The organism is Streptomyces lunalinharesii, from assembly GCF_039532155.1.
Classification (GTDB): domain Bacteria; phylum Actinomycetota; class Actinomycetes; order Streptomycetales; family Streptomycetaceae; genus Streptomyces; species Streptomyces lunalinharesii.
The window spans coordinates 272,630-286,471 of record NZ_BAAARK010000007.1; the positions used below are offsets into that span (position 1 = coordinate 272,630).

A 13,842-nucleotide genomic window follows, 5' to 3' on the forward strand; every position below is an offset into this window, starting at 1 on the left:
GAGGTGGCCATGGATAGCTGCCTTCCCACTGATGGTGTCTTCTTGATTGCTTAGACCGACGTCTTGATCCCCGGCCCGTTACCACGCTGCCGGCGGCTGAAGTCCACGACAACCAAGGCAACACCTGCCGTGTCGACCGTGGCTTCCACCCAGTCCATGGCAACTTCGAGGGGTACAGGTCGCGCGCCGAGCCAACCGTCGCGCACCAGTCGGGCGAAGTCGGTCGGCACTAGGTGGCGGGTGAGAGCGCCCACGGATGGGCCGGGGAGACTGATCTCCCCGGAAGCCGAGATCGCAGCGGCGACCTGGCCGTAGGGGAAAATTGCACCGGAACTCGTACGGTGCAGAGCCACGGTGAATGGCACCGGCTCATGAATGCGGAGAAAGAGAGGGTCTTCCAACAAGCTGTAATCTTCGGCACTCTGCCGAGCGCGTCTCGGGAGGCGACGAACACGGCTGTGGAATTGATGCAGCCTGTGCCGAGCGTCAGACGAAAAGAGTCCATTCGGGTCGGGACGCACGTAACGTAGTACGACGAGCGTCTGGGTCTCGACGTGATAGTAGTAAGCGTCAAGGGAGCCTTCCCCACCATCCGCCACCCGCCGACCGGTTATCGACGTGACCTCAAAGTCATAGCTTCGATTACCTCCGCCACTTACAAACGTTCGTACGACGGTCTCACCGATGCTACTGAACCTCGTCCCCGCCCATCCACGGATGTCGTCAAGCGTCGACTGAACTGCAGTCCCTCTGAGCCCGCTGATAAAGGCTCCGTGGGCAGCTGTCTTGCCCCAAAGGCGTACCTCCGAGAAGTCATTCGGGGCCAACCCGGCGATCTTAGCGAAGAGCAACAGAGCGTCGCGTTCATCACGCCATCGGAGTTCGCCCTCGCTCCAGCCTTCGGCTTCATCGAGCAGAGACATCAGCCTCTGGACTTCGGCCTCGACATCAGAGGAAATCCGCCGCAGATTGGCAAATATGGTTTCGGCGCCGACTGTGACAGGACCACTTTCCGGTATCGACTTGGAGAGGCCGTTGCCTCGCTCGCCACCAGCGCACCAGAGCCCTGAGACAGGAACAATGCCCCGGAAGCTTCGCGCACAGGTGACGACGACCTTCCGGTCACGGTCGGTCTCATGAGCAGGGCGCACGATTCCCAACCCCCAGATCCGCTCGGGTTGCACTCCGCCATCCCCATCGCCCTGCTGGCCGACGGGAGCAAGCAGGATCGCGAGGTGTGACTTGACCTCAGGCCAGTCACGGCAGGGTTGGGAGTAGGACCTTTCCTTGGCGTGATCGGCATCGAGCAGACCAAGCAAGTCGTTGTCAGGGCGCAGAATCGCCAGCCGCGGCGATCTCGCCGGAGACGGAAGGCCTACCCGCCTTGGTTGTGCGAATGTCATCTACTCCCCCGAGCCACCTGCCACCCCACCGAGCCAGACTCAGGTGGACGGTGGCGCACCAGCTTCAGCTTCCGTCCTGAAGCTGGCCTCTTTGGAAAGCTGCTGGGCTGCCCCACCAAAACATACAGCCCATACCTCACTTGCGTGCACTCCACGAACAACAGGCTCCAGTCGGCGGCGTCTTGTTCTTGAGTCTTCCTGACGAACACACCGCGCAGAACGTTCTCAGAGGCGGTCGCACAACCTAAGGCTAATCTGGGGGGGGATGTGCGCCGAGGACGAGTTCGCAGGGCTCGATGACAAACACTCAGTCAATGTGCAACTGATCTCCAACTGGCGCTTCCGAAGCCCCGGTCGAAGTCGGATGCCCTGAAGACTTGGACGCGTCTCCTTCCAGCGCGTAGGCAAGCGCGAGCGCGATCCGCTCGATCCAGTTGAGGGCGTCCGTGACATCAGCCTCGCCGATCTGGCGGCGCTGTTTCAAGTCACCGTCGATCAGATCCGCGTCGTGTGCGATCTGATTGCGGCGACGGAGCAGCAAGATGTATTGGCCGCGCAGCCGCTTCTCGTCGTATGAAGTGCGGTACTGGCTCCACCGGTTGATCCACTTCGGCGCCTCCCTCCACACCTTGACATCGGTGACGAGCGCCATCACCTTCGCGATGGCGTCCGGGTTCTGCAAGGTCTGGCGGGCGATGTCCTGGCGCACCCGTTCCGTGACTACCTCGGCGGTGGTCGTTTCGCCCCGCTGCACCCTCTCCAGGCAGTGCAGCGGCAACGGGTAGTCACGGAGCTTCCGCGGCATGTCCGGGTCGTCCTTGGCAGCTTCCTCGGCGACGCGGCGCAGCACCTCTTCCTGTACCCAGTGTTCGAGGGCAGCGATGGACTGCACCCAGGCAGCCCGGTAGAAATCATCAGTGTCGATGCCCTTGGGGCTGAGCACTTCCAGCGCCTGCCCGGCTCGCACCATCTGGCGTGCGTACGACAGGTTCGTCACGAACGACTCGAACTGGCGGGTCTGAGGGTGTGCGATGGCCATGCATACCTCTGTGCGGCGCGTGGTAGGACAAGGAACCTGGAACGTGAACTCCTGATGTTCCCTGTACCGCAGAGGTATCAGTCAAGCGGCTTTACGGATCACGGCCGGTTTGTGGCTCGATCTGATCGGTTCGACCCTTCACTCTCTTACGGCGCAGGATTCCGTAACGGCGGGCGAGCAACTATGGCCAGTTTCAGAAGCGTGTGATGGCCAACCAGACTTGGGGCCAGTTCACCGCCGGGGCCGTAGACGACGTAGCAGGATTTGCCATCGGCGCTGTCACAAGGGCTCTAGCGGGGTTGACCGATGGATGTCCGCCGTTGTGGCTGTCGCGGATGCGGGTGACAGCGAACCGTCGGTCGTCGTCAGATCTCTTCCGCCTCCGGCACGTCCACATCCGCGCCAAGCGACTTCGCGATGGCTGTGAACTCGGCCAGAGCGGACTGGAGATCACGCACGATCTCCTCGGCGATGACCTCCGGCTCCAGGTCGCTGTCCGCGTCCTCCAGGGCCGGGTCCTTCATCCACGTGATGTCGAGATTGACCTTTTCGCGCGCCGTCAACTCCTCGTACGTGTATGACTTCCAGGGGCCGTTGTCGTCCTCGTCAGCGACGCGGGCTGTCAGCGGCTCGCCGGCCTTGTACTTGGCGACGAAGTCGTCCAGGTCGGCGCGGGTCAGCGGGCGCTGTTTCATGGTGAAGTGTTGGCCGGTGCGGAAGTCATAGACCCAGGTGACGATGGTGTGCGGTTTGCCGTCGGCACGCGGGGGCTTCTTGTCGAAAAAGAGGACGTTGGCCTTGACGCCTCCCGCGTAGAAGAGGCCGGTGGGCAGGCGCAGGATCGTGTGCAGGTCGAACTCGTCGAGCAGCTTGCGGCGGACCTTCTCGCCCGCACCGCCCTCGAAGAGGACGTTGTCCGGGAGGACGACGGCCGCTCGGCCGTTCACCGCGGTCAGCGACATGATGTGCTGAAGGAAGTTGAGCTGCTTGTTGGTCGTGGTGGCGGTGAAGTCGTCACGGTCGTACTGGACGTCCTCCTTCTCCAGGTCGCCGTCCTGGCCAATCACGGTGATTGCGGACTTGCGCCCGAAGGGCGGGTTGGCAAGGACGAGTGAGGCGTGCCGCCCGCTCGGCTTCTCTGCGAGCGCGTCGCTGACGTCGATCAGGCTCGGGCCGTCACTCTTGCCAATGCCGTGGAGGAGCATGTTCATGGCGGCGAGGCGGGCGGTGCCGGTGACCAACTCGTTGCCCCAGATCTTCCGGCCGCTGTCGTATGCCTTGCGGGCCTCAAGGTCCATGTCTTTAATGTGATGCCGAGTGATGTACGTGTGCGCGGCGATCAGGAACCCACCGGTACCGCAGGCGGGGTCGGTGATGGTGTCGTCCGGATCGGGCTGGGTCACGTCCACCATCGCGTCGATGAGCGCGCGCGGCGTGAAGTACTGGCCGGCGCCGGTCTTGGTGTCGGATGCCCCCTTGGCGAGGAGCCCCTCGTAGGCGTCGCCCTTGAGATCGGTGCCGGTGACCGTCCATTCCTCGCGACCGATCAGCTCGACGACCAGCTTTTCGAGCAGCGCGGGCTTGGTGATCCGGTTCTGCGCGTCGGCGAAGATCGTGCCGATGGTGGTGTGGGGCTTGCGGCCGAGATGCTCCAGGATGGCGCGGTAGTGCGCTTCGAGCTCCGCTCCGCGCTTGCTGGCGAGTGACTGCCAGTTGTAGTCCTTCGGCACGATGCCGCTGAGGTCCCGGCCGTCCCACGCGTCGTTCTCGATCTCGTGGACCATCTTCAGGAAGAGCAGGTACGAGAGCTGCTCGACGTACTCGATGGTCGACATGCCGTTGTCCCGGAGGACGTTGCAATAGTTCCAGAGCTTGGCGACCAGGGTGTTGGTCTGCGCAGCGGCCTGCTTGGACTTGGGCGTCTCGGTGAGCGGGACACCCTCGGCGGAGGGGATGGCTGCATCGTCTTGGGTGGGCGCGGTCACTGGAAGAGCTCCTGCTGAACGGAAGTGACGGGGGCGGGGGCGGCAGTCTCGGTCGCATTGGCTGCGGCGGCCGTCTTGCGAGGGCTTGCGGCGCGCTTGGTTTTGCGGGCGGGTTTGGCTGCGTCGCGCTCGGCGCCGATGCGGGCGAGGAGGGTGGCAGCGGGTTCGTCGGCAGGGTTCTGGGGGAGCAAGTTGCCGTTGAACGCTTTCCGGAGCAGGGCCGACCGCAGAGCGTCTGCACGCCGCGTTGCCCGGTCGACTTCACGGCCGATCGCCTCGACGCCTGACAGCAACTCTTCGCAGCGCTGGACGAGTTCTTTCTGGATCTCCAGAGAGGGAATCGGGAACTCGACCGCTTTCAAGCGCTTTGACGACAAATGGGCGATGTTAGTCGTGATGCGCACCTCGCGCATGAACCTGCGAGCATGCAAATGCCGCCGGAACACCATGAGTGCCCATTCAGGGAGAACGCCCGGACCCGCCTGGAATCGCAACAGGCTGTTCGTAAATGCAATATTCTCCGGAACTCCGCGGTACATCGCTGGACGGCCCACCAAATGCGGGCTCTGCCCTTCGTTCAGGAGGATATCCCCCTTATGGAGCCGGTACCTTTCAAAGATCCCCGAGAAATCCATTTCCATGATGCTGGAGATGTCGATCCGGTCTTCGAAAACATTGGCTACGCGCAGGTAGGGGCGCATTTCGGGACCGTGATGCCAGTCAGGATGCCGGGCTCGCCCCAACTCCAGTGTTCCGGCCTCACCGACAGTCGCAACTGTCCAACCGGCGGGGGCTGCCTCGGGAACCAATGAGGTGAAGACCGACTTGCGTAGAACCTCGATCCGCTTGCGCGCCAGTCGCAGCGTCTGCTCGGCCGCGTCGAGCCGGGAGAGCTGCTCTTCGAGGGCCTCTACGATGCGGAGCTGTTCGGCGAGTGGCGGCACGGGGATCGGGATCTGCCTCATCGCCGCCATGCCTAGCCTGGGACGCCCTACACCCTTGATGAGCCCGCCCGCGTACGATTGCGTCTGAGGTGCTTGCAAAGCATACAAAAGCCACTTCGTGTGGATCTCGGGATGAGGTCGCGCTCTGATGACGTCAGCCTTGACGATGGCCGGCTCGTCGAGCTTCGGCATCAGCGCGACGCGCGGGAGCTTCTCTCCAAGCGACGCTAGCAGCAGATCACCCTCACACGCCTCATGCGCCCTCAACGTTTCGAAGTGTTCAAGGCTGATATGCGCGCGCTCATCGCGAAATTTCCCATCACCCACGTTCTGAAGGCGAATAACCCGAGCTCCTGAATCCGTGTAGTGCGCGGACTTCAGGTTCGATCCGAATGGGCCATCCGTAATCGCGCGCGGCTCACAGGACAGGGTCTCTTCGAGGGCAGCCCAAGCCCACCCCGGCGGCAACTCGCCCATACCCACACCCATACTCAAGCCAGTTCCTGATTCAGCTCGTCCAACAGTTCCAGCGCCCGGCCCTTGTCACCGAAGGCATTCGCAAAGCCGCGACCGCCGCCCTTCACCGAGAAGGGGAGGTGACTGAAGTCCTCGCGTTCCATGCCCACGTCCACCGCGATGGCGTCCTTGATGCGGTGCAGCCACCACAGCTGGTCCTCGGTGAATTCGACGCCCGCCTGGCCCTGTCGCAGCAGCCAGCCCTCGAAGCGCTCCTCGACCACCGTACGGTAAGAGCGGAGTTCGTCGTCTGCGCCGAGCGTGTAGCGGACGAGGTTCATGAGGTCGCCGAGGCCGGCCGATTTCGATAGGGATTCCGACGCCTTGCCGAGCAGATCGTAGTGGTCCCAGATGACCTTCGGGGTCCAGGTCCGGTTGGTGGCCTTAATGGTGGCGAGCAGTTCGCGGAGATGCGCCCGTGCCTTCTGCGGGCGGACCCGCGATCCGCTGCCGAGGATGACCTGGAGTGCGATCGCCTCCGCCGCCTGCTCGTCACGCTGGCGGCTGTCCAACAACCGTCGCCACTCAACGAGTTCCTTTTCCGCGCGCTCTTCTCGTGGGACCTCCGTCAGCCGTATCCCGACCTCGGTCGTCGCGTCGTACGTCAAGTCGTGCTGCTGCTTGATGCCGACGATCAACTTGCGGAGCTTCGGGTGCGTGGTCAGGACCTCGACCGCGTCCTGGACAAGGCGCCGGGCCTGGTCCGCGCCGCCGTCCCGGTACGCCCGGTCCTGGGTATCGACATCCACCGCGTCCGAGATCCGGCGGACCAGCTCGCCGAGTGGCACGCCGTCCGATGCCTGCTCGATCTGCTCACGCTCCTCCTCGGTAAGCTTGCGGTCCAGGCGGGCCAGGCGACGGCCGAGCGTCTCGGCCTGTTCGGCGGTGAGGGAGCGGCTGCCCGCCTTGTCCATGAGCTTGTCCGTGCTGAGGGCACCGGTGTCCGGCGGCAGCATCGGCCGGGTGTCGACCAGCGGCGATGCAGTGACACCCACCGCGTCGACCAGGACGAAACGGTCCTTGGCGAGGTCAGTCGCCGCCTCCGGCGTGACCGCCTTCAGCTCGTCGGCGTCGATCGTGCGGGAGCCGCGCCCCTTCATCTGTTCGAAGAGGACGGGGCTGCGTACGGCCCGCAGGAATATCACGCACTCCAGGGCGCGAACGTCCGTGCCCGTGGCGATCATGTCGACGGTGACTGCGACCCGGAGCAGAGGCGAGTTCCGCAGGTCGTTGACGAGCTGCTCAGGGTCGTCGCCCTTGTCCCGGGACCGGTAGGTGATCTTCTTGGCGAAAGCGTCGCCGCGTCCGAAGACCTCCTTGACCTGCTTCAGGACCTCGTCGGCGTGGTCGTCGCTCGCCGCGAAGACAAGCGTCTTGGGTAGTTCGGCACGGCCCGGGAACCAGCGCTGCCAGTTGTTCCTGTAGGCGGTGAGGACGGCCCTGATCTCGTCCTCAGTGATCACCGTACGACCGATCTGGCCGACCGTGTACGCGAAATCCTCGTCCAGCTCCTCGTACCGCTGAGTGCGGGTCTTACGGTCGCGGATACGGACCGTGGTGCCCTTGTCGATCTTCGCGCCGCCCGCTTCCCGTACCGAGGTGTCCATGGTGACCACGTCGAAGTCGACGTTGACGCCGTCGGCGACAGCCCGCTCGTAGGTGTACTCGGAGACCAGGTTGTTGTCGAAGAAGCCCTTGGTCTGGCGGGTCGGGGTGGCGGTGAGGCCGACCAGGTGGGCGTCGAAGTAGTCGAGGACGCCGCGCCACAGGCCATAGATCGAGCGATGGCACTCGTCGATGACGATCACGTCGAAGGACTCGATGGGGACATCCGCGTTGTACTCGACGGCGACCGGGCGGTCGGTCATGTAGTTCTCGTCGAGGGTGGAGGCGTCCTCGCGGTCCTCGGCCTCGCTCGTGTCCTCCAGCGGCTCGCCCTTGAGGAGTGAGTACATGCGCTGGATGGTGGAGACGACGACGGCAGAGGTCTCCTGAAGGCCAGCCCGGCCGAGGGAGTCGACGTTGTACAGGTCGGTGAACTTACGGTTCTCATCCGGGGCGCGGTACTTGTCGAACTCGGCCTTAGCCTGGCGGCCGAGGTTATTCCGGTCCACGAGGAAGAGGATGCGGCCTGCGCCCGCGTGTTTGAGCAGCCGGTACGCCTCGGTGACGGCGGTGTAAGTCTTGCCCGCGCCGGTGGCCATCTGGATCAGGGCGCGCGGCTTGTCCTGGCCGAGGGAGTGCTCAAGGCCGATGATCGCTTCCTCCTGCGCCGCGCGGAGGTCGTGGGTCTCCAGGACCGGGAGCCCGGTGCGCAGGACGGCTCGGAAGGTGGGAGCGTCCGGGTGCTCGGTGGCACGTTTCATCCAGGCGGCGATGGTCTCGGGCCGGTGGAAGGCGAAAACCGGGCGGGAGCGGGCGTACGGGTCGAGGAGGTTGACGAAGAACGTCTCCGCGCCGGTAGTGGCGTATCGGAAGGCGAACGGTTCCTCCTCGCGCCAGACCGCCAGGGAGTGCTCCCTGCGGACACCGGCCGCGTACCGCTCATTCTGGGCAAGGGCTCCGGCCAGCGCAGTGCCCTCACGCTTGGCCTCGATGACGCCGACGATCATGCCGTCGACGTAGAGGACGTAGTCGGCGCGGCCGGTGGCCAGGGTGAACTCGCGGACCGCGACTCCCTGGGAGGCGAGCGGGTTGAGATCGGACTTGTCCTGGACGGTCCAGCCGGCCGCGGCAAGCATTTCGTCGATACGGACACGAGCCTGCATCTCGTTGAGCGGTTCGGGCCGCTGTGCACGGGCGACGATCGCCTCGCGGGCGGCGGCGGCGACCGGGCGGGGCTTCAACCGCTCCTGGTTATAACGGCTTCGCTGCTCGCTCCTGAGCCGCTCGATCTCCTCCCGATAGCTCGCGGCCAGTGCTTCCGACTCAGCGCGGGCCTGCTCGGCGGCCGCGGTCAGTTTCTCGGCCTCCTCCCTGCCATACCGCTCGGCCTCCAGGCGGTCGCCGACCTCACCGAGGCGGGTCCGGGACTCGGCGAGGGTGCGCTGGTGGTGGCCGAGCGCCTCGCGGAGCTCCTCGAGCTCGGCAGGCCCGGCCGCCACGTCACTCGGCAGCCGAGGCGGTACGAACGCAGAGATTTCACGGACGCCGTCGATCGCACGGGAGAAGAACTGCCCGAGCTGGAAGCAGAGTTCGACGGCCATGAGGGCCTTGCTGGTGTCGAAGAGGTGGTTATGCGCGGCGTCGTTCCGCCCCCGGCGAAGGGTGTCGAAGGCGTCCCGGGTGCGGCCCGGCAGCAGACCAGCGCGCTGGAGCCCGGCGAGCCGGTCGACCTGACGGGTCCCTTCGATCCGCACCCCTGCCCGCTGGACCAGCTCTTCGGCGAGCACCTCTCCGAACTGGCCGGACGCAACGTAGGAGACATTGGGGTTGATGAAGACCGACTGCTCGGCCTGGGAGCCGTAGATCGCGAGTAGGGGCTGCATCGCGTAGAGCCGCCCGAAGTTGGGAGACTTCCGGGCCACCGTCTTCAGCTGCTCCGGGACTTGCTCACGACGCCGTGCCTGCCCACTCATACGCTGCCGCTCCTCGACCAGGCCACATACGGCCCTCACCTGTAACAAGGCCTCTCAGCCTATGTCCAACCGAACGCTCCGCTCTGGCAGATGAACCGATCACGACAAGATCGACGGCACACGCGTCCCGTCGTCTATGCAGAGTCGGATCACCCACGCACTGCTCGCGGGAATCCGCACCAACGGCCGCAAGCGAGGCCCTCCTCTCACCGGAAGCCGCCCATCGGCGAGATCGCCGAAGAACTCGTCCTCAGCGTCCTGACCGTACGCACCCACAGCCAGCGCGCAGCAACCAAACTCGGCGCAGGCGACCGCGCCCAACTCATCGTCATCGCCTGCCAGAACGGCCTGAATGACAGTGCGCCAGACGTCTGGGGCAAGACCGGCCCAAGAGCCCTCTAGACCACTCCCGACCGCAGAAATCAGACCGTCACGAGCCGGACCCGATCGCCGCAGAGCTTAACCATGCCGTCGATATCGGAGGTCAACATCACCACCGGGCGGTGCTGTCGCAGCGCGGCCTCGGCGACCGCCACATCGATCGCGTACTTATGCCCGTGCAAACCAGCATCCATCAGCAACCGAAGCCGCCCTCGCCTCCTCGTCGCCCACCGGTACCACGCGCAGTCCGGAGAGCACCCAGTTCAGGCGGGACTTGTTCGCACGAGCATGAGCCGCCTCGATGACGGTGAGCGCACTGATCGCGACCTCCATGCCGCGGGAGCGCGCCTCAGCGACCAGAGCCACCACCTGCTCGTCGTCGGCGAGCATCTTCGAGAGCCCTTCGCTGTCCAGGACCAGCGTCCCCCCGTGACTCAGCTTGCGGCGGGCCACTCGCTCTCCTCGGCGAACACCTCGTCGAAGACGTGCCGTGCCCGCTGACGAGCCGGGTCGGAGACCGGCCCCTTGCGGCTCTCACAGTCCGCCAAATACTCGTCGAGAACCTGCCCGCGCAGCTCACGCTCGACCGCCTCAGCGATGAACGCCGAGAACTCCCGCTTACCTACCCGCGCCCGGATCGCCTCCGCGGTCCCTTCGGGCAGCGACAGGCTCACCCGCATCGCCGGCCCTTCTCCGATGCTGTACGTCGTCTCGCCCACACCCCGACCGTGTCAAACAAGTAGGAAAAGTGCTACGCCCGGACCTGCGTGGGGCCTCAGCGTGAAGAAGGTGCACACACCGAGCCTCTCCCGCTCGCTCCCACATCGGGCAGCGCAACACCCGAAACCCAGCACGGGCGTCCTCATCCCATCCCGGCACCATCCCAGCACGGGAAAAACCAAGAGCCCGACTCCGAAGAGTCGGGCCCTCTCTGACCTGAACGTTTGCCAGATCAGCGACGTGGTGACACGTCACCCGCTACACGTTGAACCGGAACTCCACCACATCCCCGTCCTGCATCACATACTCCTTGCCCTCCATCCGCGCCTTCCCCGCCGACCGAGCGTCAGCGACCGAGCCCGTTTCGACCAGGTCGGCGAAGGAGATGACCTCGGCCTTGATGAAGCCCTTTTGGAAGTCGGTGTGGATGACGCCGGCGGCCTCGGGGGCGGTGGCGCCCTTCTTGATCGTCCAGGCCCGGGTCTCCTTGGGGCCGGCGGTCAGGTAGGTCTGCAGGCCGAGGGTGTCGAAGCCGACGTGGGCGAGGGTGGCGAGGCCGGGCTCCTCCTGGCCGACGGACTGCAGGAGCTCCAGGGCTTCGGCGTCGTCCAGTTCGGCGAGGTCGGCCTCCAGCTTGGCGTTGAGGAAGATCGCCTCGGCCGGGGCGACCAGGGCGCGCTGGTCGTTCTTGAAGTCCTCGTCGGTGAGCTCTTCCTCGTCGACGTTGAAGACGTAGAGGAAGGGCTTGGTGGTGAGGAGGTGGAGGTCGTGCAGCAGCTCGGTCTTCTCCGTGCCCTGGACGAGGCCGGCGGCGAAGAGGGTGCGGCCCTCCTCCAGGATGGCCTTGGCCTCCTCGACGGCCTTGACCTTCGGGGCCACGTCCTTCTTGATCCGCGACTCCTTCTGGAGGCGGGGCAGGACCTTCTCGATGGTCTGGAGGTCGGCGAGGATCAGCTCGGTGTCGATGGTCTCGATGTCGCTCTTGGGCGAGACCTTGCCGTCGACGTGGACGACGTTCTCGTCCTTGAAGGCGCGGATGACCTGGCAGATCGCGTCCGACTCGCGGATGTTGGCGAGGAACTTGTTGCCCAGGCCCTCGCCCTCGGAGGCGCCCCGGACGATGCCGGCGATGTCGACGAAGTCGACGGTGGCGGGCAGCACCCGCGCGGAGCCGAAGATCTCGGCGAGCTTGGCGAGCCGGGGGTCGGGCACGCCGACCACGCCGACGTTCGGCTCGATGGTGGCGAACGGGTAGTTGGCCGCCAGCACGTCGTTCTTGGTCAGGGCGTTGAACAGGGTCGACTTGCCGACATTGGGCAGACCGACGATTCCGATCGTGAGCGACACGGTGGCGACTTCCCGGAGCTGGAGGTGGGCGAAGGGCGGGCCGCTCCCCGGGGCCGGTCGGTGGGACCGGGCCGGGCGGGGTGGGGCCGATCCACCAGTCTACTGGGCGGGTCCCGCCGCGCCGGGCGGGCCGGAGTCGGGTCCGGGGCCGGCGCACGTCGCCCCGCGCGCTCCCGCAGCATGCGCCGGGCCGCTTAACGGAGCCCCCAAGGTAGGTCAAAGTGCGTGTCCCATGACCGATTAATCCCACTTAGCGGCCTACCGTTGCCGAGTGGAGCAACACGTGGAGGAACCCGAAGCGCGCACGCCCCAGCCCGGCCGGCCGTACGGCGGCGGTCCGGACACGGGGCAGGACGCCCGGCTCCCGCGCCCCGCGGAGGCCGTGGCCCCCGATCCCGACGACGCCTTCCTGTCCGCGATGCGGGCGTCCGGCTACGCCTCGGTGCCGGCCGGCACCGAGGTCACCGCCCGCGGCTACGCCCCCGCGCCCGGTGAGTTCCGGGCGCCGGTCAGGCCGCCGGTCGCGACGCCCGGCGAGCGGAGGCCGCGGCCGGCCGGGCGGCCGCCGGCCGACGGCGACGAGGTCGCGGCCGTCTACCGGGCCGGCCCGCGCCGGCCCCCGGCGCCCGCCCCCGTGGCCTTGCTGGCCCGCCGGATGCCCGCCGCCAAGCTCACCGGTCTGGGCTGCGGGCTGCTGGCCACGTTCGCCCTGCTGGCCTTCGGCTTCGTGGACCGCTGGCTGCTGGGCGGGGCGCAGTCCGCGTACGGCGTCTTCTTCCTCCTGGTCAGCGTGGCGGCCGGGACGTGGGTGCGGCCGTACGACCTCATCGCCGCCCCGGTCGCGCTGCCGATCGCGTTCGCCGTCGGCACGGTGCCGGTGCAGCACGGCCAGGCGGGCTTCCCCGGGTTGCTGATCGGGGTGTTCACGGTGCTCGCCCTGAACGCCGGCTGGCTCTACGGGGGGACGCTGGTCTGCGGGCTGGTGGTGCTGGTCCGCAAGGCGCTGCTCATCGCCCGGCGTCGGGCCAGCCGACCGGTGAGTCGACAGCGGAACTCGGGGCCCGGTCCGCGGGCGACGGCCCCGCAGCCGGGCGGGTCCGCGCCGCGGGCCCCGCACCGTTCCCGGCCGGGGAGCCGTCCGCGGCAGGTGGCTCGGCAGTAGGCGGCGCCCCGGCCCGTGCGGCCTGGGCGGCCATCGCGGCCCCCACGATGCCCGCGTTGTTCTGGAGTCGCGCCGGGACGATCTCGGCCCGGATCCCCTCGATCAGCGGCAGGAACTTCTCCGCCTTGCGGCTCACCCCGCCGCCGATCACGAACAGGGCCGGCGAGAGGAGCATCTCCACGTGGGCGAGGTACTTCTGGACCCGGTGCGCCCACTGGTCCCAGTTCAGCTCCTCGTCCTCCTTGGCCTTGGTGGAGGCGCGCTTCTCGGCGTCGTGGCCGTGCAGTTCCAGGTGGCCCAGCTCGGTGTTGGGGACCAGCCGGCCGTCGGTGAAGACGGCGCTGCCGATGCCGGTGCCGAAGGTGAGGACGACGACCGTTCCGGTGCGGCCCCGGCCGGCGCCGCACCGCATCTCGGCCAGGCCCGCGGCGTCCGCGTCGTTGAGCAGGGTGACCGGGCAGCCGCCGCCGGCGCCGCCGACCCGGCCGGTGAGCAGGGCCGCGGCGTCCGTGCCGATCCAGCGCTTGTCGACGTTGGCGGCGGTGCGCGTGATCCCGCCGGTGACCACGCCCGGGAAGGTCGCGCCGACCGGGCCGGTCCACCCGAAGTGGTCCACGACCTCCTTGACGCAGTCGGCGACCGCCTCGGGGGTGGCCGGATGCGGGGTCAGTACCTTGTAGCGCTCGTCGGCCAGTTCGCCGCGTTCCAGATCGACCGGGGCGCCTTTGATGCCCGATCCGCCGATGTCCACACCGAAGACCCTCATG

General features: G+C 66.6%; 8 protein-coding genes and 3 pseudogenes. 2 read left to right on the plus strand and 9 right to left on the minus strand.

Translation table 11 applies throughout. The features are described from left to right. Positions 1–50: 50 nt before the first annotated feature. The 5 genes from ABD385_RS14475 to ABD385_RS14495 form a co-directional block, all read right to left on the minus strand. Complete coding sequence (locus ABD385_RS14475) at positions 51–1,403, minus strand: hypothetical protein (RefSeq protein ID WP_344575594.1); 1,353 nt, start codon at positions 1,401–1,403, stop codon at positions 51–53. Positions 1,404–1,710: 307 nt separating this feature from the next. Next, positions 1,711–2,442 carry a hypothetical protein gene (locus ABD385_RS14480; protein WP_344575595.1) on the minus strand — a complete coding sequence of 244 codons (732 nt, stop codon included), beginning with the start codon at positions 2,440–2,442 and terminating at the stop codon, positions 1,711–1,713. A 365-nt stretch (positions 2,443–2,807) separates the two neighbouring features. Next, complete coding sequence (locus ABD385_RS14485; protein ID WP_344575596.1) at positions 2,808–4,427, minus strand: type I restriction-modification system subunit M; 1,620 nt, start codon at positions 4,425–4,427, stop codon at positions 2,808–2,810. Further along, positions 4,424–5,860, minus strand: coding sequence for a restriction endonuclease subunit S (locus tag ABD385_RS14490; RefSeq protein ID WP_344575692.1), 1,437 nt, complete (start codon positions 5,858–5,860; stop codon positions 4,424–4,426). The genes ABD385_RS14485 and ABD385_RS14490 overlap by 4 nt, the downstream gene beginning before the upstream one ends. A 2-nt stretch (positions 5,861–5,862) precedes the next feature. Then, positions 5,863–9,465 (minus strand): type I restriction endonuclease subunit R, encoded by a 3,603-nt coding sequence (locus ABD385_RS14495; RefSeq protein WP_344575597.1) that lies wholly within the window; start codon positions 9,463–9,465, stop codon positions 5,863–5,865. 228 nt (positions 9,466–9,693) lie between these two features. Here ABD385_RS14495 and ABD385_RS14500 point away from each other — a divergent pair. Further along, positions 9,694–9,867 (plus strand): annotated as a pseudogene (locus ABD385_RS14500) (LuxR C-terminal-related transcriptional regulator); the annotation flags it as partial. A 20-nt stretch (positions 9,868–9,887) separates the two neighbouring features. On the opposite strand, the pseudogene ABD385_RS14505 reads toward ABD385_RS14500, so the two are convergent. From ABD385_RS14505 to ychF, 3 genes and pseudogenes are all read right to left on the minus strand, one after another. Further along, positions 9,888–10,299 (minus strand): annotated as a pseudogene (locus ABD385_RS14505) (PIN domain-containing protein). Beyond that, positions 10,281–10,565 carry a hypothetical protein gene (locus ABD385_RS14510; RefSeq protein WP_344575598.1) on the minus strand — a complete coding sequence of 95 codons (285 nt, stop codon included), beginning with the start codon at positions 10,563–10,565 and terminating at the stop codon, positions 10,281–10,283. The pseudogene ABD385_RS14505 and the gene ABD385_RS14510 overlap by 19 nt, the downstream one beginning before the upstream one ends. 259 nt (positions 10,566–10,824) lie before the next feature. Next, the gene (gene ychF, locus ABD385_RS14515) at positions 10,825–11,913 is read right to left on the minus strand and encodes a redox-regulated ATPase YchF (RefSeq protein WP_344575599.1); all 1,089 of its coding nucleotides are present in this window, start codon (positions 11,911–11,913) and stop codon (positions 10,825–10,827) included. Between the two features lie 655 nt (positions 11,914–12,568). On the opposite strand from ychF, the pseudogene ABD385_RS14520 reads away from it, so the two are divergent. Next, a pseudogene (locus tag ABD385_RS14520) lies at positions 12,569–12,910 on the plus strand (DUF6542 domain-containing protein); the annotation flags it as partial. A 10-nt stretch (positions 12,911–12,920) separates the two neighbouring features. Here the strand turns inward: ABD385_RS14520 and ppgK are convergent. Then, positions 12,921–13,841, minus strand: coding sequence for a polyphosphate--glucose phosphotransferase (gene ppgK / locus ABD385_RS14525; RefSeq protein ID WP_344575600.1), 921 nt, complete (start codon positions 13,839–13,841; stop codon positions 12,921–12,923). Between the last annotated feature and the right edge of the window lies 1 nt (position 13,842).